The organism is Prevotella sp. E13-27, from assembly GCF_023217965.1.
Classification (GTDB): domain Bacteria; phylum Bacteroidota; class Bacteroidia; order Bacteroidales; family Bacteroidaceae; genus Prevotella.
Genome location: NZ_JALPSC010000001.1, coordinates 1,962,543 through 1,983,112 on the forward strand (window position 1 = coordinate 1,962,543; position 20,570 = coordinate 1,983,112).

Genomic DNA, 20,570 nt, shown 5'->3' on the forward strand with positions numbered 1-20,570 from the left:
AAAGCAAATAGGTGTTTTAGGTTAATTTTCTTAAATTAAATATTATTAACCTGTAATTAATGAGAATTTAACTGAAATATCATCTTGATATGCACATTATCAAAGGAAGAAGATTCTTAAAAAAACAGTTCAAAATCTTCAAGAAACAGACAAAAAACCGTTTCTACTTGAAGATTTTGAACTGGTAGCCTTGCTCCTTGAGCCACTTAATACTTTCGGGTAAGGCTGTCTTAAGTTTCTCGATGGACTTCAGCGAGTCGTGGAACGTTATGATTGAACCATTGCGGGCATAGCGCTTCACATTGTTGACCACATCCTCTGCGGTTATCCATTTTGAATAGTCGCGAGTGACGAGATCCCACATCACCATCTTGTATCTCTTACGTGTCAGCAGCGCATACTGCACAGGACGAATCCATCCGTGAGGCGGACGGAACAGGTGGCTGTGGATGTAGGCGTTGGCTTTCTCCACGTTGTAGCTGTACTCATGAAGCGAGTGGCGGAATCCGCTGATGTGGTTGTGAGTGTGGTTGCCCACCTGATGACCTTCCTTGACAATCCGCTCATACAACTCAGGATATTTCCTTACGTTGTCGCCCACCATGAAGAATGTTGCCTTGATGCCAAACTCTAGCAGCGTGTCAAGGATGAATGGTGTCGATTCGGGTATAGGCCCATCGTCGAATGTCAGATAGACCGAGTGGTCGTTTCTGTCCATTCGCCAATAGGCCTTCGGATATATCCATCTCAAGTAGATGGCGGGTTGTTCAATTATCATATGGGCTAAATACTATTGGAAATTACCGCCTCTTCCTCTGTATATGCTCTCAAACTCAAGGAGCTGCTTGTCGTAATCCTCACCAAGCTTCTTGTCTATAGCGGCAGCCTGCTCAGAGAGGGTGCTCATGAGGTACAGGTGATAGACGCAGTCGCGCTGTGAGGCAACGAACTGTGCCGGAGCCTGTGAACAGTAGTATTTGAAGTACTGTTCCGACTTCTTCCAAAGAATGCCAATCAGCTCTTTCGCTTTGTCGTTGTTGCCAACGGCTATGAGTGAACGGACGATATCCATTGAGCCGCTCTGGTAGTCGTGAGGAACGTTTGCCTGTGGGAACTCTTTTTCGACTCTCTCGAGCACGAGAGAAGCCTTCTTCATCTTCTCTGCAGCAATAGAGTCGTTGCCTATCATTCGCTCATATTGTGCCTCCTGTGTGAGGCGAAGCGCGAGCTGTGACATCAGGCGACGGTGAGTGTAACACATTCGCATCACTGTCTCGTCGAAGTAGATGCCAGGTGTATTGGCTCCACCGAACTTGAAACGGTTCATCACGTTGTCATAGGTCTTGTCGGTATCGAAGTTTGTCATACCTGGAACTATGCGTCCGTCGCGATTAGTGGTGAATGGCGTTATGCGGTTGGCAAGACCCTCCTGTACGAAGTTCTCGCCAAGGTTCATATAGTTCTCAGCGCCTACTGTTGTTGCCACATAGATAGGACGCTCCCAGTTTGCGTTAGCAATCATCTCAAGCATCATCAGGTCGCCCTTGTAGAGAGCGCTCTTGCCCTTGAGTGAGATGACCATGCGGTCGGGGATAGAGTCACCCTGCAGCTTCATGCCGCTACGGCGTACAGCTTCCTTGTCTATTGTAACATAAACTGTGTCTGTTGGGATGAAGTGGTTGTCTGAGTTGAATGGACGTACCCAGTACTTAAGGATGTTCTTCAGTTCAAACGGCTCGTCACCATAAAGCTTCTTTGCCTGCTCAGGATACTTGGCGTAGGCTTCAAGCAGTTGCTGTTTCATCTCTGGCTCAACGGGCACATACTCGTTGGTACCTGAGCAGTACTCCAGACGCTTCCATGTGATAGGCAACGAAGGAGAGTCGTAGGCAGGACGCACCATCTGGTCAATGTACCAGTCGGTCTGCAAGTAACTGAGGTTACAAACGCGTGCGTCAGTGCGTACTCCCTCTGTATCCTGGTTATACCACAATGGGAAGGTGTCGTTGTCACCATTTGTGAAGATGATTGGGTAGCTGGGCTTGCCATCAGGATTGGTCTGCTGTAGCGTCATCAGGTAGTTCTGTCCAAAGTCACGGCAGGTGTAACGGCCTGAACGATCGTGATCGTCCCATGTCTGTGATGCCATCTGAATAGGCACTATGAGACAGATAAGTGATACTATTGCAGCAGTGATTGCTGATGGTTTCTTGAAGAGCTTGTCGAACAGGGCAATGAGAGCCGCAACGCCCATGCCGCACCAGATGGCGAAGGCATAGAACGAACCTGCATAGGCATAGTCGCGCTCACGAGGCTGCATAGGAGTCTGGTTCAGGTAGATGACGATGGCCAGACCTGTCATGAAGAACAGGAAGAATACTACCCAGAACTGCTTTGCGCCTTTCTGTCCGCGACGTGTTGCCTGCCAGAACAGACCTATAAGGCCAAGGATAAGCGGCATGCAGTAGAACACGTTGTGTCCCTTGTTCTCCTTTAGCTCGTCGGGCAGCATATCCTGATTGCCCAGACGCATGTTGTCAAAGGCAGAAATACCTGTTATCCAGTTGCCGTGTTCGGCTTCACCATGTCCCTGGATGTCGTTCTGACGACCGGCAAAGTTCCAGAGGAAGTAGCGCCAGTACATCCAGTTGCACTGGTATGAGATGAAGAACTTCATGTTCTCTATCTGGTTTGGTACTTTCACCATTATGGTTTCGCCGCAACGGTCGTAAGGCTGTTCAGAACCATTGATGCTTCCGCCCATCCAGCTCTCATAGTACTGTTTGTGCGAAGAGCTCCAAATACGTGGGAAGAACATGTTCTGAGCATATACATACTCGTCCTTCGTGCGCAGCAGGAAGTATGAGTCCTTCTCGTTTTCTGACGCCTTCTCCTTGCGCTGCCATACTGGCTTGCCCTTTGACATTACCGGCTTGCAGTAGCCGCCTTCCTTTTCGAGGGCCACCTGTGATGTGTATGCCTGACCGTAGAGCAGCGGACGCTGACCATACTGGTCACGACCGAGATAGTCGCCAAGTGTGAAGATGTCCTCAGGTGAGTTCTGGTCCATTGGCGGGTTGGCCGATGAACGTATCACGATGACTGCATACGTGGAATAGCCAATCATCAGCATTAGCATGCAGAGCAGGGTGGTGTTCTTGAAACGTGTGCTCACCAGTGGAGCCTTCTGGTATATTCTTGTAAGTACGAACCACAGAAGTGCCAGTACAATAACTCCTATGATTACTGCAGACCATCCGTAGCCATAGAACGGAATGCCGAGCATACCTACTGAAAGCATGTATGCAATGTTCTGACGCAACCAGTTGGCGGGTATGCCATTGTCGTTTGTGGGCACATCTCTCTGAGTCTCATAGACAGCCCAGATAACAGCACTTACAAGCAGCAGTATGTAGATGTATTCGCCAGTGTTGAACGGCATGCCGAGAGTGTTTACGAAGAACAGCTCGAACCATCCGCCTACAGTGATGATGCCAGGCACAACACCGTAGAGCACGAGAGCCACGAGGGCGAACGAAATCAGCAGCGCGATGCATGAGCCCTTCCAGTTTGCGTTGGGGAAGCGCTTGTAATAATATACGAGCACTATGGCCGGCAGACAGAGCAGGTTAAGCAAGTGTACGCCTATGGACAGGCCTGTCATATACATGATGAGCACCAGCCAACGGTCGCTGTGGGGCTCGTCGGCGTGGTCTTCCCATTTCAGTATAAGCCAGAATACAACTGCTGTGAATGCTGATGAGTATGCATATACCTCACCCTCAACAGCCGAGAACCAGAAGGTGTCACTGAAGGTATAGATGAGCGCTCCCACGAGTCCGCTGGCTTCTATGGCAATGGTCTTCGCTATTGTTAGTTCTTCCCAACGGTCTATGAGCAGACGGCGTGTCAGGTGCGTGATAGTCCAGAACAGGAACAGAATACACGTAGCTGACAGCAGCGCACTCATTGTGTTTACCCAATAAGCCACCTGTGTAGCATCGCTTGCAAATTGTGAGAAGAGGTTTGCCGTAAGCATGAAGAATGGTGCGCCGGGTGGGTGACCAACTTCGAGTCTATAGCCTGTTGTGATAAACTCCGGACAGTCCCAGAATGATGCTGTCGGTTCGATGGTGGAACAATAGACGAAGGCTGCAACAAAGAATGTCAGCCATCCGACCACGTTGTCCACGAGACGATACTGTTTCATTTAAGAATTGAGCTTTTAACGTTAAAACAGATGCAAAAGTAAGAAAATATGCCGAAGTGACAAATTATTTTATGGTAGATTAACGCATTTTGTGCTTTACGACCACCCATGCAATGCCGATGGCGACTATTCCAAGTATTGCGCCGACTATGTAGTGGTTATATTGTGTAATGGTCTGCTCGAGCTGGTCTTCAGGCACTATTGAGTGCAGATACCATCCCATGGCAGCGAGAATGGCGTGCCAGCATCCGGCGCCTATTGTGGTATATAGCAGGAACTTCCAGTAGTTCATGCGTGCCAGTCCTGCAGGCAGTGAGATGAGGTGACGTATTCCTGGTATCAGTCGGCCTGTCAGCGTTGCCACGATACCGTGGTCGTCGAAGTAGCGTTCACTCTTCTCCACCTTCTCCTGGTTGAGCAGGCACATCTTTCCCCATCGGCTGTTAGCGAATTTGTAAATCACCGGTCGTCCAACGTAGAGTGCTACGAAATAGTTTATTGAAGCGCCGAGGTCTGCACCTATGGTGGCAAAGAGCACCACTAAGAATACGTTGAGGTTGCCGCTTGCTGCGTGATAGGCGGCAGGAGCAACGACGAGTTCTGAAGGAACAGGTATTACAGTGCTCTCCAATAGCATCAATAGGAGTATTGTTCCGTAGTTCAGGTTCCCTAAAAGGGTTGATATCCAGTTCATTTCTTCATTTCTGTTTTTAGATAATTATAATAATCTTCGGGCTTGACATCCTCTGGAAATAGGTGTGCTAGCACCATGCGGCATTCAGCAGTGTTCTTCTCACATGCCATCTTCAGATAACGCATGAATTCCTCGTCTCGTTTCAAGTCGTGACAGCATAATGCCATGTAGGCATAGCCTTCATTGTTTTTCTCATCGACTATTGAGAAAAACTTCTGCAGCATGTGATATGCTCCTTCAATGTATTTATTGTCGTAAAGTGAAACGATTATGCGCAGTAGGATAGGGGTGGAGCCGTTGCTTTCCAGAACAGCTTTACGAAACATCTTCTGTGCCTCTTCCAGACGGTCGCCAGCGAGCAGGACGTGCCCTTTGATAACCTTTATCTGGACATGGTCGCAGTCGAGCACGTCGGTCTTGTTCAGATAGTCGAGAGCCAGGTCGGTCTCTCCTCTGTCGCTATAGACAAATGCCAGTTCTTGGTATATGTCTGTAAGATAAGGTGAGTCTTCGCCAGCAGTCTCCAGTGCATGGAGAAGTGTTTCTATAGCCTTCTCGTCATTACTGAGACTCAGGTAGCAAGAACTTTTGTTTAACATGACATAAATGTCATCTGGAACTCGCTCGAGGTATCGGTCATAGTATTCAATAGCTTTCTCGTAGTTGTTCAGCCTGAACAGTCCGTGCGCTTTTGCTATGATTCCATCGGGATCTTCGGGGTCAATGGCAATGGCATATTCGCTGCTTTCTATTGCGCTGGAGTAGTCTTCGTTCATGAACTGTGCCGAAGCCAAAGCGTTCCAATAGCGTTTCTGAAATGGGTCGGTGTCTATGAGTTCGTTGAAAAGCTTCTCCGATGCCTTGTATTTGCCCAGTCCGAAGAGCGTGCGAGCCATCAGCTCCTTGAAGTCAGGACTTTCCTCTTGCTTTGCAAGCGTCATCCATTCCATGGCCTTGTCGCTGAAGTTGTAGTCTGAGTAGATGCTGGCAACGTCGATGACATAGTCCTGATACTCTTCCTGAGGAACATTTTTCAGCTCTTCGCGGAAGTAGCTGTCGGCCTCGTCTATGCGCCCTTCGACAATCATTATCTCCCCTCGGTCGTAGATGTAATCGGGTTCGTCGGTCTCAATAATCTGTCCGAGGTAGTCCCATGCAGCCTTGGTGTCACCGTTATATAATGCTTCGTGGATGCGGTAGGTGAGGGGAGCTATTGCTCCTGGAGCCAGACTGAGAGCCAGTTGGATAGTTTTCTCTGCTTCTTCCAGATGTCCCTGCATCTGGTAGTAGTCGGCAATCTCGGCCAATTCTTCAGCATCCATGAACACGGGTTGCCCCGCATTCACGGCTTTCTCGTAAGTCTCAAGCAGCTCTTGAAACTCCTTGCTGTCAAAATAGTCGTCGCCAGTCTTCATTCTAACCTCTTACCTCTCACTTCTTACCTCTCACCTCTTGAATTACTTCTTCCACGTATCCTTCAGTCCTACGGTCTTGTTGAATACAGGGCATTCAGCTGTTGAGTCAGGGTCAACGTTGAAGTATCCTATACGCTGGAACTGCAGGTATGACAGTGCTGGCATTGTTGCTGCGTATGGCTCTATGTAGCAGTTGCTCAGAATGTGCAGTGAGTCAGGGTTAATGATCTGCTTCATGGCAGTTACGGCATCGCAGTTCTGCTCTTCGCGTATAGCCGCCATGTCGTCGCGAGGATTCTCTACCTTCCACAGACGGTCGTAGAGGCGCACCTCAGCCTTTACAGCATGTGCGCAGCTCACCCAGTGAAGTGTCTTTCCCTTGATCTTACGGTCTGCTCCAGGCAGTCCGCTGCGTGTCTCTGGGTCGTATGTGCAGTAGATAGTCGTTACGTTGCCCTCTGCATCCTTGTCGCAGGGGTGCTCTTCGTCGCATTTAATAATGTATGCGTTCTTTAATCTTACTTCCTTTCCAGGAGCCAGACGCATGAACTTCTTCTCTGCCACCTCCATGAAGTCGTCGCGCTCAATCCATATCTCGCGTGAGAACTCAACTGTGTGTGTGCCGTCGGCCTCGTTCTCTGGGTTGTTAATGGCTGTGAGCTGCTCTACCTGTCCCTCAGGATAGTTGGTTATGACCACCTTCACAGGGTCAAGCACGGCCGATACTCTGATGGCGCGTGAGTTAAGATCGTCGCGTACAACGCTTTCCAGCAGAGCCATGTCGTTAAGCGCGTCGAGCTTGGTATAGCCAATCTTGTCTATGAACTTAACGATGCTTTCTGGTGAATAGCCGCGACGGCGGAAGCCGCAGATAGTCGGCATTCGTGGGTCGTCCCATCCGTTAACCAGTTTCTCGTTGACAAGTGCCAACAGGTTACGCTTCGACATAAGCGTATAGTTCAGGTTCAGCTTATTGAACTCTGTCTGTCGAGGACGATTGTCTTCAATATTGTCTGTTTCGCCCTTCCATTCCTTCATCCAGGTAACGAAGAGGTCGTACAGGGGACGGTGTTCTACGAATTCCAATGTGCACCAAGAGTGTGTTACCCCCTCCAGGTAGTCGCACTGTCCGTGGGTGAAGTCATACATGGGGTATGCATTCCATTTTGTGCCGGTCTTTACGTGTGGAATGTTCAGCACACGATAGATCAGCGGGTCGCGGAACAGCATGTTGGGGTGAGCCATGTCAATCTTTGCACGAAGCACCAGTGTGCCTGGCTCGCACTGTCCGCTGTTCATGAACTCGAACAGACGGAGGTTCTCCTCTACCGGACGGTCACGGAACGGCGAGTTAGTGCCTGGCGATGTGGTGGTACCCTTCTGCTGGGCAATAACCTCTGCGCTCTGCTCGTCAACATAGGCGCGTCCCTGCTTAATGAGCCATACGGCGAAGTCCCACAGCTGCTGGAAATAGTCGCTGGCATAATAGACGTGAGCCCACTCAAATCCGAGCCACTTGATGTCGTTCTCTATATTCTCTATGTATTCCGTGTCCTCCTTCACGGGGTTTGTATCATCGAAACGGAGGTTACACTCGCCGCCATACTTCTTGGCAAGGCCGAAGTCTATGGCTATGGCCTTTGCATGGCCAATGTGCAGATAGCCGTTGGGCTCTGGTGGAAAACGTGTCTGAAGCCTTCCGCCGTTCTTACCTGCAGCAAGATCGTCTATGACAATCTGCTCAACGAAACTCACCGATTTCTTTTCTTCGCTTTTTCCTCCTTCGAGCGCTCCGTTTGCGTTCAGGCGCTCTGCTGTTCCATTTTCTGCCATGTTGTGTTAGTTGTTTTGTTCTTTGGGGTGCAAAGGTATATAAAATAATTGTAAAATGGCGCAAAACTATTGCATATATTTGCGACAGAACCGGTTGTGACGTATTTTAAAACGTTTGAAACATGGAAAAAAGGTGTTTTTATAAATAATGTATTACCTTTGCACGCAGATTAAACTTAAAACATGAATATTTTTATGATTAGAAAGATTTACTTTAGTTTGCTCGCTGCCCTGCTCATGTTCTCTGTGCAGACAGCGTCAGCCCAGCAGCGTCGTCCCATTGACAGTCAGCATCCTTTGTGGATGATACACATCGACGTGTGGAACAGCGCAGACCCACAGAAGATCATTGACTTGATTCCTGCAAACGTAAGACCCTATGTCTGTATGAACCTGTCGCTGTCGTGCCAGTTTGATGCTTGGAAGGACGAGAAAGACCACTCCAAAGGCCCAGGCACTCAGATGTACAGAATGCCTCGTAATGCTGTGCGCACCTACAAGTCATGGGCAACAGTGTGTCAGCAGAACAATATGTGGTTCTCATGCCAGCCGGCTTCTGGCGGACATACCCATATTCAGGATACTGACATGGAGACCTTCGAGTATTTCTTCAAGACCTTCCCTAACTTCCTTGGTTGGAACTATGCCGAGCAGTTCTGGGCTTTCGGCGATGCCGGCGACATGAGCTCTATGACTGCAGCCAGCCGTTGGGCGCTATTCGCAAGGCTCGTTGAGATGTCTCACAAGTATGGTGGCTTCCTAACAGTAAGCTGGTGTGGTGGCGACTGGCACATGAGCACCAACCCCATGGGCGAGCTGAAGGCCGACAAGAACTTCCTTGAGGCATGTAAGAAATATCCTGAGGCAATACTGTTCCTCTACAAGTACACTCACGCCAGCAGCTTCTATAACAATGAGAGCATCTGCTGGGGACCATTCATCTCTGGCCTGACCACTAACTATGGTGTACGCTATGACAACTGCGGATGGAACGACACCACATCTAAGCTCGTTGGCGAGAACCAGTGCAAGTATCCTGGCAGCGCCGGCATTGGTACCGTAATGGAGCAGACCTGCGTAAACGGCGGTGCTGTTTGGGACGGTCCTGAGCTCATTTGGACAGAGGACTTCAAGAACATGAACAACTCTACTGTTGACGGCTATACACGCCGCAACTGGGGCTTATTTGATAACTTCAAAGGCATTTGGATTAACATGTGGCAGAGAATCATCAATGGTCAGATGTACATCCCTACTCGTGAAGAGGTGCTTGAGAAGACAAAGATTGTTGTTATCAACGACCTTAAGAGTGGCTATGAGTCCTATACCTCTTGGGACGACCTCTACAATGGTGTCTATCTGCAGACCGACCCCTTCAACCAGAAGAAAGAGTCTCGTCATAACTACGGACAGTGGTACAACAACCTCTGCTACTTCAAGTCAACAGGCCGCTATGGTGCTATCCCAGTGGTTATAGACCTTTATGACGATGCCGCCAAGGCAATTCCTGTACAGGTGAAGCGCTCAAACTATACCTCTCGTTGGGGCACACAGTCAAAGAAACAGGCTGACTTCAACGAGCAGTATCCTGAGGTTTCAACGGGTGACCTCTATGTCAACCGCTATCGCAACCAGCTTGTTACCTACACTCCTTATTCTTATTTGAACGTTAAGAAGTCGGCTGAGGCAACTATTCCCCTGAAATACAATACCTGCGAATCGCTGAAACTACACTATGCGAAGCTTTCAAGTGGTATTATCCGCGAGTATGATGATCACATCAACGTCTATCTGAACAACTATCGTAGCGACTCTACTGCTGCTCAGACCGATACCATCTTGATTACTGGCGTTACATCAACACCTAAGAACGAAGTGTCTAAATACTCAACAGGTGCCCAGGGACAGACTTCCACAGTCACAGCCAACTATGATGCTGATAATCAGACATACAAGCTCGCAGTAAAGCACATGGGTCCTGTCTATATCAAGATTACCTGTAGTGGTGCTGCCACTGACCGTCTGACCGACCTGTTGCCAGACAGCAAGCTTGAGACTCCCAAACAGCCAGAGCCCTATCGTGGTCCTATCATCATCGAGGCTGAGAACATGGACTATAAGAGCGTGGATGTAAAGCTTACGCACTCAGGCTGGTGGGCACAGGAGTATAAGGACTTCGCCGCTATGGGCTTTGTCGAGATGCCTGCTAACACTAACGCTGCCCTGCGCCATCAGCTGAAGTTGGAAGAGGCTGGTGACTACAACATCATCGTGCGCTACTGCAACAGCAGCAAGAAAGCAAACCTGAAGGCTATCGTCAATGGCACTTCTCAGGCCTTGCCTATTGAGAAGGTCAGCATCAACCAATGGAGCGATGCTGTGATACCTGTAACACTGAAGGCTGGAACTAACGATTTCGTTATCCAGAACCCCAATTCTATCAAGCTTACCATAGACCAGATCATCTATATGCCCGCTGATACTCCAAAGGAGAAGTTTAAGGTAACTGTGCGTGAGGCCGACTTCGGCAATGTTGTTGCCGACTGCGATTCAGCTATTGTAGGACAGACCGTACATCTCACCATCACTCCTGATCCTCTATATGACATCAAGGCGCTGCGTGTAGTCAACTCGGTATATTTCACCCAAGGTAAGTACATCCCTGTGACAGCAGGTTCAAAGGAAGTATCGTTTGTCATGCCCGATGAGAACGTGACCATCCAGCCAATATTCTATGACATCTCTGCTGTCTATGAGCTCGACTTCACTGAGGTTCAGGGCGGTGAGCTGCCTATAGGATGGCGTACCACCGATGGAAATGATGTGCGTAACTATCCTACGTCAAACGGTAGTGGTCCTCGCACCTTTGCTGATCTTACAGGTTACCAGGGCAAGGCACTCTATTGGCGTAATACCAGTGCCGAGTATGGCCGTCTGACAGATTATAAGCTCTATCTTGAGCCAGGCCAGTATCAGCTCACCTATGTCATGGCTGCATGGAAGGGAACGCCAACCTATCAGGTGAGAATTATTAACAGCAACAACAGTACTATCAAGGGTTCAGCATCAACGACAGCAACACCAAACATAAACGGTAACTTTGCAGGTAACATATCGTCGGCAGCGCGCAAGACGTTGGATTTCAACGTGACTGCAGCAGGCAACTACGTCATACAGTTCAAGACCATGAATAGTGGCAGTGGCGAGTTCCTCCTCGCTGAGTGTCGCCTGAGAAACATGACTATTGTCAACGGTATCACCACACACCATGCTGACAGCCCATTGCAGAAGGGCATCTATGCTCCTTCAGGCGTTCGTCGCGAGACACTGCAGCCTGGCTTGAACATCGTTGTTGGCGATGATGGAAAGACAAAGAAGGTATTTGTAAGATAGGATTTAGAGATATTTTTAGAGGAGAACAAAGTTACATTAATTAGCCTATGTAACGTGAGAGGATGTGCAGCGGCACATCCTCTTTTGTTGTCTATGTATATAATGCCGTGGCTCAAAAGACAAAATGGGGCGTCACACCAACCACATCGTGTAACGATTATTTAGCGACGTAAATACGAGTTATTTCAGTCAGACAAAATGAGTAATAATGACATATAAAGACAAAAGGACTAGCTGATATTCTTAAATCTGCGACACAGATTAATAAATCCATGACGTGGTTTTACTAATCTGTGACGCAAATTATTAAATCTGTGTCGCAGATTTAGTTATTCCCATCAGTTTAATCTCTTTTGCGCGACAGTTTAAAATTCTATATATGTAAGACTAATAACAGATTCTGTATTAAACGGGAAATCAGCAATAAATTTCGTATTTTCTTCGTTTTGTTCAAAATAATCACTATCTTTGCATTCAAGTATCGGCAAATTGCCTCAGCGGAGGTGCTGGTATGATTTTTGAGGGTAAACATTAGCGTTGGCTATTATTCAAAACGTTCAGAAACTTGCAGGTGAAAGAACACGTTTACAGATAATGGTTGCGCTCACTGGTATCAGTGGGCGTTTTCCTGTCTTGTGAGCGTAGGTTTCCTGCAAGTACCTTGAACGTTGGACAGTGAGAGCGTCCACGTTTTCGTGTCCAAGGTCGCGGACTAGAGTCCGCAACGTGAGTAAGCAATAGCTTGCTCGGGTACTTGTGGGAACATTTGTTTATTGGCTCGACGCATTATAAAACTATAATGCTACATGGCTAAATCGTTAATAGAGGAACTGCCCCGAATTGTGAGCGAGGGCAGACGTGAGGCTGCACAGATACTGGAGCGGCTAAGTAGTGGTACGCAGATTGGTTTGCAGACCAATGAACTGGTGTTACCAAGTAAGGATGTGAGCGGACTGTTCAAAGGCAGTACGCCACAGATTCCCAATGCCTTTAATATGGCTGGAGGCAATGGTGAATGGATGAACCGCCTCATCTATGGCGATAATCTTTTGGCTATGCAGGCGCTTCTTGCAGGTGATGCCCAGACAGGACTCCCCTCGCTTCGTGGTAAGGTTGACCTTATTTATATTGACCCACCTTTTGATTCCAAGGCAGATTATCGAACAAGTATAACTCTACCGAATGGGACAGTACAGCAAAAGCCAACTGTTTTAGAACAATTTGGATATGTAGATTTGTGGGAAGAGGGAACTATAAGTTATCTGAAATACATTTATCCCAGATTGTCATTAATGAAAGAATTGCTCTCAGATAGAGGCTCTATATACATCCATATTGATTGGCATGTTTCTCATTACGTTAAAATCTTATTAGATGACATATTTGGCAAAGAGAATTTCAGAAACGAAATAATCTGGTATTATTCTACGCTAGGTCGTCCAAAAGATCGTTTCGCATTAAAGCACGATAACATTTTTTATTATGGCAAGAGTGTCAATACTTTCTTCAATGAAAAGGATGCAAGGATTCCTTATTCTCAGCAATATATTGATTCCCACTTTAGGGATAGGGATGAGCAAGGGAAACAATGTCGTAGGCGTTTTGATGCGGGAAAGTGGCGAGTCTATTATCCTGATGAAGGAATGATACCTAATGACGTATGGGAAATCCCTTATGAAAACTCTATGTCTAAAGAGAGAGTTAACTATGCAACACAAAAACCTATTGCCTTACTGGAAAGGATTATAAAATCATCCTCAAAAGAGGGCGACCTGATTTGCGACTTCTTTGGTGGTAGCGGCACAACGGCTTCTGTTGCTGAACGACTTAATAGAAGATGGGTAACTGGTGACATTGGTAAGCCTGCTTCATTAGTGATGCGCAAGCGCTTTATTGATCAGGAAGTGAAGCCATTCTTATATCAGAGTATTGGTGACTATCAGAAGGAAGCATTCAAGAATAACAAACGCTATAAGCATGTGGGCGACTTGAGTCAAGTGGTGTTGGGACTATATGGCGCTCTTCCCTTTACTCCTGAGCAGACGAACGACAGGAACTTCGGATATATAAAAGGTACGCGAACATTAGTAATGGTAGATTCGCCTAATCGTTTGACGACAGCGGCAACTATCCGCAAAGCAGTAGAAGCGAAGGCAAGTCTGCTTGGTGGTGATTGGGAAAAGGTGGTAGTGCTTGGATGGAACTTCGCCTTTGATATTTCACAAGCTATTCAGAAGTATGAGAACTCGAAGGTGGAGGTATTGGTGATTCCACCAGACTTATTGGATAAGTTAGCAAAGAAAGGCTATAAGAAACTTGTTGACGATAGGTCTGTGCGCTTCTCGTCACTTCAATATTTGGTAGCAAAACCTGTAAATGTAACTTCGCAGGGAGAGAATGATGAACTTGATATAGAGTTGGAGAATTACGTGTTGCTTTCACCTGATAATATTCCATTGGATGATAAGGACAAGGAGAAGCTGCAACAGGTGTTGGAGCAAGATCCATTGTCGTTGATAGAATACTGGAGCATTGACCCAGACTATGATGGTGTGACATTCCGTTCTACATGGCAGGACTACAGGGAGAATATGGAGAATGACAACGACCCACTTCATTGTGTCTATAAGACTCGTCTGAGAGTTCCGCACAAGGATAGTAGACAAGTTTGTATCAAGGCAGTAGATGTATTTGGTTTTGAGAGTCAAGTGGTTGAAAGCGTATGACTACCACGAATTACACGAATTATACGAATTATGACTACTAATAATGTGAATAGTTCGCTTGAGTTGGCAAAGCGACTGAGCGAAACGGTAAATGATGCATGGGAGAGTGGCGAATTGTTAGAACAAGTAACGCCCACTACCCAGGAACTGCTGAAGTGGTGGTTTTCAGAGGAGTATTGCTCTCTTAGAAGCCGAAACTTTCATGCAGGACAGCGTCAGGCTATTCTGAATATCGTGTATCTGCACGAAGTGTTGAAAGCCAAGAACGTGCTTGACTTTTATGAGCAAATCATGCCAGATATGATGGCATTGTCTGACTTGGCAACGCTGAACCAACAGAAATACCAGATGCCTAAATATGCTGTTAAGATGGCAACTGGTACAGGTAAGACTTGGGTGATGCATGCCTTATTGATATGGCAGATGCTGAATGCTAGACACAGCCTCACCCCCAACCCCTCTCCAAAGGGCGAGGGGAGTAATTGCCCTGATAAACGGTTTACGAAGAACTTCTTGCTTGTAGCTCCTGGCCTTATCGTTTATGACCGACTGCTGGATGCTTTCTGTGGACGTTTGAAAGAAGGAACAGAAGAGCGCGATATAGAGTCCAATGATTTCTATATGAATCAGGAAGTCTTTATACCTGTACATTATCGTCAAGAAGTGTTCTCATTCATTCAGAACAATGTTGTTACCAAAGAAGACGGTATTGGACGCAAGACAACTGGCGATGGACTGATAGCCTTAACCAACTGGCATCTGTTTGAGAATCAGATGGAGGATGAGGAGGAAGATGAAGAGAATGATGTGCCAGCCATCATCAACAAGTTGCTACCTATACGTCCAGGTAAGGCGGCTGGTAACGATTTGGGAATGTTGGACAGAAGATACCTGAGAGGTTCTGAACTGGAGTATCTTGCCAGTCTTGATGATATCATGGTGATTAACGATGAGGCCCATCACATCCATGAATTGAAACGTAATGGTGAGATAGAAGAGGTGGAATGGCAGAAAGGCTTGAACGTTATCGCAGAGAACAAAGGAGAAAGATTCTTCCAAATAGACTTTTCTGCTACACCATACGATCAGCGAGGTTCTGGTAAGAAGGTGCAGAAAGCTTACTTTCCCCATATTGTTGTTGATTTCGACTTGGCCACAGCTATGCGTAAGGGTTTAGTGAAAACTCTATTGTTAGATCGACGTCAGGAATTGACAGAACTGGAGCACTTAGACTATAAGGCCATTCGTGACGAAAGGAACAAAGTGTGCGACCTTAGTGATGGTCAGCGATTGATGCTTAGAGCAGGATTGGCAAAATTGAAGAAACTGGAGGATGAGTTTACTGCTGTTGACGAAAAGAAGAATCCCAAAATGCTCGTTATTTGTGAGGATACTTCTGTTGCTCCCTTTGTAAATCAACTCATGTTGGAAGATGGATTGTCGCAAGACGAAGTCGTAACCATAGACAGTAATGCCAAGGGCGAAGTATCGGAAGAAGAATGGAAGCAGACCAAGGAAAAGCTGTTTAATATCGATAAGTACAAGAAGCCCAAGGTGATTATCTCCGTACTGATGCTGAGAGAGGGCTTTGATGTGAACAATATCTGTGTGATAGTACCTTTGCGTTCTTCAGAAGCCCCGATTCTATTAGAGCAGATTATTGGTCGTGGACTACGCTTGATGTGGAGAGAACCTGAATATGACAGTATTAAAGCAGAAGACCGTCAGCGAGTACTGAGATTGCATACTCCTCCTAAAACTTATATCGATATGCTTAGCATTATCGAGCACCCTGCCTTTATTCAATTCTATGAAGAACTGCTCAATGCAGGATTGGCCATTGAAGATACAGGAGAAACAGGTACAGGTGGTTCTACTGGTGACTTGATAAGAGTAGGACTACGTGATGGCTATGAACAGTTTGACTTCCAGTGGCCTATGATAGTAAGAGAGGCAGAGGAAGAATTAGAGGATGTAGAAATAGATATCAATAGCTTGCAGCCATTCACCGCATTCCCTTTGGGTAAACTGCGTCAGTTCTTAGCGCAAGACGGAGAGACGTTTATCTCGCAAGAAGCAATCTCAAAGACGCAGTTTGGCAGATATAAAGTTACTGCAAATCTATTTACAGCTACGAGCTACAATGAATATCTGCAGAAACTGCTAAGAACTATTACGTTGCGTTTTGATAGAGTAACCTCCCATCGTGAGATGCCTGTTCCTAATCTTCAAATTAATGAGGCCAATACTATAGCGGTTGTTGATAGGTATATTCGGACACGTTTGTTTGGTCAACCATTCAATCCCTTTAATGGCAGTGATTGGAAGATATTGTTGTCGAAAGATGCTATCGTCACAAAGCATATCATTGAGGAAATGGCTCGTGCAATCTTCAATATGCAACAGAACATCATGACTACAGACGCTCAAGTAGTTCACACGCTTTTTTCTTCTGTCACAGAGATTAAGATGCGTGAGTCGTATTCAATAGAGACACATAAAACTATTTATGAGCGTCAAGGCTATCCATCTTCTCGTGGAGGTTTAGAAAGAGCTTTTATTGACTTCCTTGATACTGATGGTGAGGTTGAGCGTTTCTTGAAGATTAGTGAGAATATGCATCCTTTTGCAGTAATTTATTACATGCGAAAGGATGGTCTAATGGCTACTTACCATCCCGACTTTATTGTTGCTACTCGGAAAAAGATATATCTTATTGAAACTAAAGGTAACGATAAACTATTTGACAAAAATGTGCGCCAAAAGCAGACTGCTGCTGTTGAGTGGACTCGGAAGATAAATGAACTTCCGATGGAAGATAGAATGAATAAGGAGTGGGAATATGTCTTAATAAGTGAAGACAATTTCTATGGTTTGTCACGAAATGGTGCAACTATCACAGACATTTGTGATAGATGCAAAGTGTCGCTTTCTGCCGCGATGGGAGAACTATTTGTATAATGTATTAGCGGAATCCTAAGACACAAGACTTCAGATTAAACTAAGATTAGCCAGATTATTGGTGCCAACTCAGGGTGATATGACAATAAAATGAGGGATTCGACGTTAAAAGAATAATCGGGTAAACGAGGAATCGAAAAATCGATTAAACGATTCGATTAAGCGGATAAACGATTAAACGGTTAAACGAAGAAACGATTAAACGGTTAAACGAAGAAACGATTAAGCGGATAAACGAGGAAACGGTTAAACGAGGAAACGATTAAACGGTTAAACGAAGAAACGATTAAACGGAAAACGCTTGAATGACAATAATTATTAACCCTCAAAAATCATACTTATGAAAATATCACGCTTTGGCTATTTCTGGCTCGACACATGGGTGATGGCTAACATCATACAGCTGGCTACACAGGATTTCTGTACTCGCTTCTTGAGTCACAGCAACGATCCGGGAGGCCGCCAGTACGACCAGATGACACAAGCTGCACGGTCGGCTCCCGCCAACATAGCCGAGGGCAACTCGCGTCACACCACATCAAGAGAGACTGAGATGAAACTTACCGATGTGGCTCGCGCAACCCTGGCCGAATTGACAAACGATTACTTCAACTGGCTATTACGACACGAGCAACTGCCGTGGTCTGTCCATTCAGCGGAGTATAAACAAGTCATATCCATTCAACTTGACAAGCCTACTTACGATGATGACCTACAGTATCAAAGCAGCATTCACATACTGCGACAGAAGCAGCGCTTCGATACCTGGCTCAAGGACAGCGACTCCTTCCAGATGGCCCGTTGTATGATCGTGCTCTGCAACCGTCTGGCAGCCATGCTCAGCAAGCAGATAGAGCAACAACTTGCCACGTTTAGCGAGGAAGGCGGATTCACAGAGGCTCTGACGGCAGAGCGGTTGGCCAGACGTACCCAACAGAACATTGAAACAGGTGCGCCGCTATGTCCGCTCTGTGGTAAACCCATGATACGGCGAATGGCAAAGAAAGGTGTCAACTCCGGTAATGAGTTCTGGAGCTGTTCGGCATATCCCGACTGTCATGGGACAAGGAAAATTGAGAAATGATGATGAGGCGTTAAATCGATTAAACGGAAAATCGATTAAACGGTTGAATCGATTAAACGGTTAAACGGTTAAACGAGGAAACGGTTAAACGAAGAAACGATTAAACGATTAAACGACACAAAAATCCGAGGGTAATCGCTGAATGCTTGTACCCTCGGATTGTGAAACTTTTCCAGTGGATTACTCGTGGCGGATGGCTTCTATCGGGTCCATGCGTGCTGCCTTGAGAGCAGGGATGTATCCGAAGGCTATGCCTATGACCACGCATACTAAGAATGAGACGAAGATAGACCATGCAGGAACGCTTGAGGGCATGCCGAGCATTGGGACGACGAACTCGCTCACTGTACAACCGAATAAGATGCCGATAAGTCCGCCAGTGATACTTATAAGCACGGACTCTATGAGGAACTGGAAGGAGATGATGGAGCCTGTGGCACCAACAGCCATTCGCAGACCTATCTCTTTTGTGCGCTCTGTTACGCTAACCAGCATGATGTTCATGATGCCTATGCCTGCTACGAGCAGTGAGAAGGCTGCGGCAACAACTAAGATGAGGGTTACGGTGTCCATGGTGCTTGACATCGTTTCCATGAACTCTGCCTGTGAGCGAATGGTGAAGTCGTCAGCGGCTTCTCCCTTGAGTTTGTGGTTGTCGCGCAGGATCTGCGTCAGTTCCTCGATGGCAGCGTCGGACAGCTCCTCTGTCACGGCTGAGCAGTTGATGGAAGAGAACCATGTCTGTGCTGCTATGCGCTTCATAACGGTGGTGTAGGGGGCTATGATGACATTGTCCTGGTCCATGCCCCAGTTGTTGTAGCCCTTCGATTTGAGCACTCCGACGATGGTCATCGGTATTGACTTGAAGCGTATGGTCTTGCCTATAGGATCGGTGTGTCCTCCGAAGAGCTCTTTGACTATTGTTGCTCCTACCACGACTTTCTTGGAAGCTTTCTTCACATCTTCCTCTGTGAAGCACATGCCTTCCTCAATGTCCCATAGCTTTATTTCGAGATATTCGGTACTCTCACCATAGACGGTAGTGTTGGTGTTATTGTTGCCATAGATGACCTGTCCGCTGGCTGTTACCTCCGGAGACACCTTCGTAACGAATTTCTTCTCTCTGAGTATTCGCTCATAGTCTGCCATCTTCAGCGTCTGCATGGATGAGGGATCTTGTCTGACACCACCTCTCATATCAGCACCTGGACGTATGGTGAGAAGGTTTGTTCCCATGGTTGACAGCTCCTGTCTGATGCTTTCTTTCGAGCCTTGGCCGATGGACATCATTATGATTACGGCAGAGACGCCTATAATGATGCCAAGCATTGACAGAAACGAGCGCATCTTATTGTTTGCAACAGCCTTTATGCTGACCTTGAACAGGTTGGCTGTGGTGTTGCTGCCCACTTTACGTAGCAGAGCGACCACAAGCAATATCAGTATGGCTAAGCAGATGATACCAATTATATTCATTGTATATTAACTTTTTTCGTTCTTCTATTAGTCGTCCTGAGGAATAGGTAGTGCTGCGAGGGCTTCTGCTGCAGACTTGATGTTGGTGTTGATGGTGTCTTCACGAATCTTTCCGTCGCGCAGGTTGATGTTGCGGCTGGAATATTCGGCTATCTCAGGATTGTGGGTCACGAAGATGATGGTATGTCCCTGACGGTGGAGCTCCTGGAACAGCACGAGCATCTCGAACGATGTGCGTGTGTCGAGGTTACCTGTTGCCTCGTCGGCAAGGAGTACGGCAGGGTCGTTGACGAGTGCACGAGCTATTGCCACACGCTGCATCTGTCCGCCGGACATCTGGTTGCTCTTGTGCTCCAGACGGTCGCCAAGTCCTACTGCCTGCAGCGCCTTGATGGCTGCTTCGCGGCGCTGTTTCGCGTTATACTTCGAGTTGTACATCAACGGAAGCTCCACGTTCTCAACAGCTGTCGTCTTTGCCAGCAGGTTGTAGTTCTGGAACACGAAGCCGATCTTCTGGTTGCGCAGGTGGGCACGCTGTGACCTTGACATAGTGCGTACGGATATGCCGTCGAGGAAATATTCGCCGCTTGTGGGCGTGTCGAGGCAGCCAAGCTGGTTCAGAAGTGTTGACTTGCCTGAACCTGATGTGCCCTGAATGGTCACGAACTCACCCTCGTATATCTTGAACGACACTCCGCGTAGTGCCTTCACAGTCTCGCTGCCTACCTGAAAGTAGCGCTTCACGTTCTGAAGTTCGATAACGACTTTCCTATCCATA

11 protein-coding genes are annotated in these 20,570 nt (G+C 47.0%); 4 read left to right on the top strand and 7 right to left on the bottom strand.

What is annotated here, in order from left to right:
* Positions 1-163: 163 nt before the first annotated feature.
* From M1L52_RS07715 to M1L52_RS07735, 5 genes are all read right to left on the bottom strand, one after another.
* On the bottom strand, positions 164-778 hold the full coding sequence (locus M1L52_RS07715; RefSeq protein WP_248614348.1) for a polysaccharide deacetylase family protein: 615 nt from the start codon (positions 776-778) through the stop codon (positions 164-166).
* Positions 779-790: 12 nt separating this feature from the next.
* Complete coding sequence (locus M1L52_RS07720; protein ID WP_248614349.1) at positions 791-4,210, bottom strand: DUF2723 domain-containing protein; 3,420 nt, start codon at positions 4,208-4,210, stop codon at positions 791-793.
* Positions 4,211-4,289: 79 nt separating this feature from the next.
* Positions 4,290-4,904, bottom strand: coding sequence for a DedA family protein (locus tag M1L52_RS07725; protein ID WP_248614350.1), 615 nt, complete (start codon positions 4,902-4,904; stop codon positions 4,290-4,292).
* Positions 4,901-6,319 (bottom strand): tetratricopeptide repeat protein, encoded by a 1,419-nt coding sequence (locus M1L52_RS07730; RefSeq protein WP_248614351.1) that lies wholly within the window; start codon positions 6,317-6,319, stop codon positions 4,901-4,903. The genes M1L52_RS07725 and M1L52_RS07730 overlap by 4 nt, the downstream gene beginning before the upstream one ends.
* 42 nt (positions 6,320-6,361) lie before the next feature.
* Positions 6,362-8,152, bottom strand: a complete 1,791-nt coding sequence (locus M1L52_RS07735; RefSeq protein ID WP_248614352.1) for a glutamine--tRNA ligase/YqeY domain fusion protein — start codon at positions 8,150-8,152, stop codon at positions 6,362-6,364.
* Between the two features lie 195 nt (positions 8,153-8,347).
* Between M1L52_RS07735 and M1L52_RS07740 the strand changes: the two genes are divergently transcribed.
* From M1L52_RS07740 to M1L52_RS07755, 4 genes are all read left to right on the top strand, one after another.
* The gene (locus M1L52_RS07740; protein WP_248614353.1) at positions 8,348-11,545 is read left to right on the top strand and encodes a glycoside hydrolase family 98 domain-containing protein; all 3,198 of its coding nucleotides are present in this window, start codon (positions 8,348-8,350) and stop codon (positions 11,543-11,545) included.
* An 806-nt stretch (positions 11,546-12,351) separates the two neighbouring features.
* The gene (locus M1L52_RS07745) at positions 12,352-14,271 is read left to right on the top strand and encodes a site-specific DNA-methyltransferase (RefSeq protein WP_248614354.1); all 1,920 of its coding nucleotides are present in this window, start codon (positions 12,352-12,354) and stop codon (positions 14,269-14,271) included.
* A gap of 30 nt (positions 14,272-14,301) precedes the next feature.
* Positions 14,302-17,232, top strand: a complete 2,931-nt coding sequence (locus tag M1L52_RS07750; RefSeq protein ID WP_248614355.1) for a DEAD/DEAH box helicase family protein — start codon at positions 14,302-14,304, stop codon at positions 17,230-17,232.
* Positions 17,233-17,572: 340 nt separating this feature from the next.
* The gene (locus M1L52_RS07755; protein ID WP_248614356.1) at positions 17,573-18,316 is read left to right on the top strand and encodes a four helix bundle suffix domain-containing protein; all 744 of its coding nucleotides are present in this window, start codon (positions 17,573-17,575) and stop codon (positions 18,314-18,316) included.
* A 180-nt stretch (positions 18,317-18,496) separates the two neighbouring features.
* On the opposite strand, the gene M1L52_RS07760 is transcribed toward M1L52_RS07755, so the two are convergent.
* Together M1L52_RS07760 and M1L52_RS07765 are read right to left on the bottom strand one after the other, a co-directional pair.
* Complete coding sequence (locus M1L52_RS07760; RefSeq protein ID WP_248614591.1) at positions 18,497-19,663, bottom strand: ABC transporter permease; 1,167 nt, start codon at positions 19,661-19,663, stop codon at positions 18,497-18,499.
* A gap of 156 nt (positions 19,664-19,819) precedes the next feature.
* Positions 19,820-20,569 carry an ABC transporter ATP-binding protein gene (locus M1L52_RS07765; RefSeq protein WP_248614357.1) on the bottom strand — a complete coding sequence of 250 codons (750 nt, stop codon included), beginning with the start codon at positions 20,567-20,569 and terminating at the stop codon, positions 19,820-19,822.
* Position 20,570 lies beyond the last annotated feature (1 nt).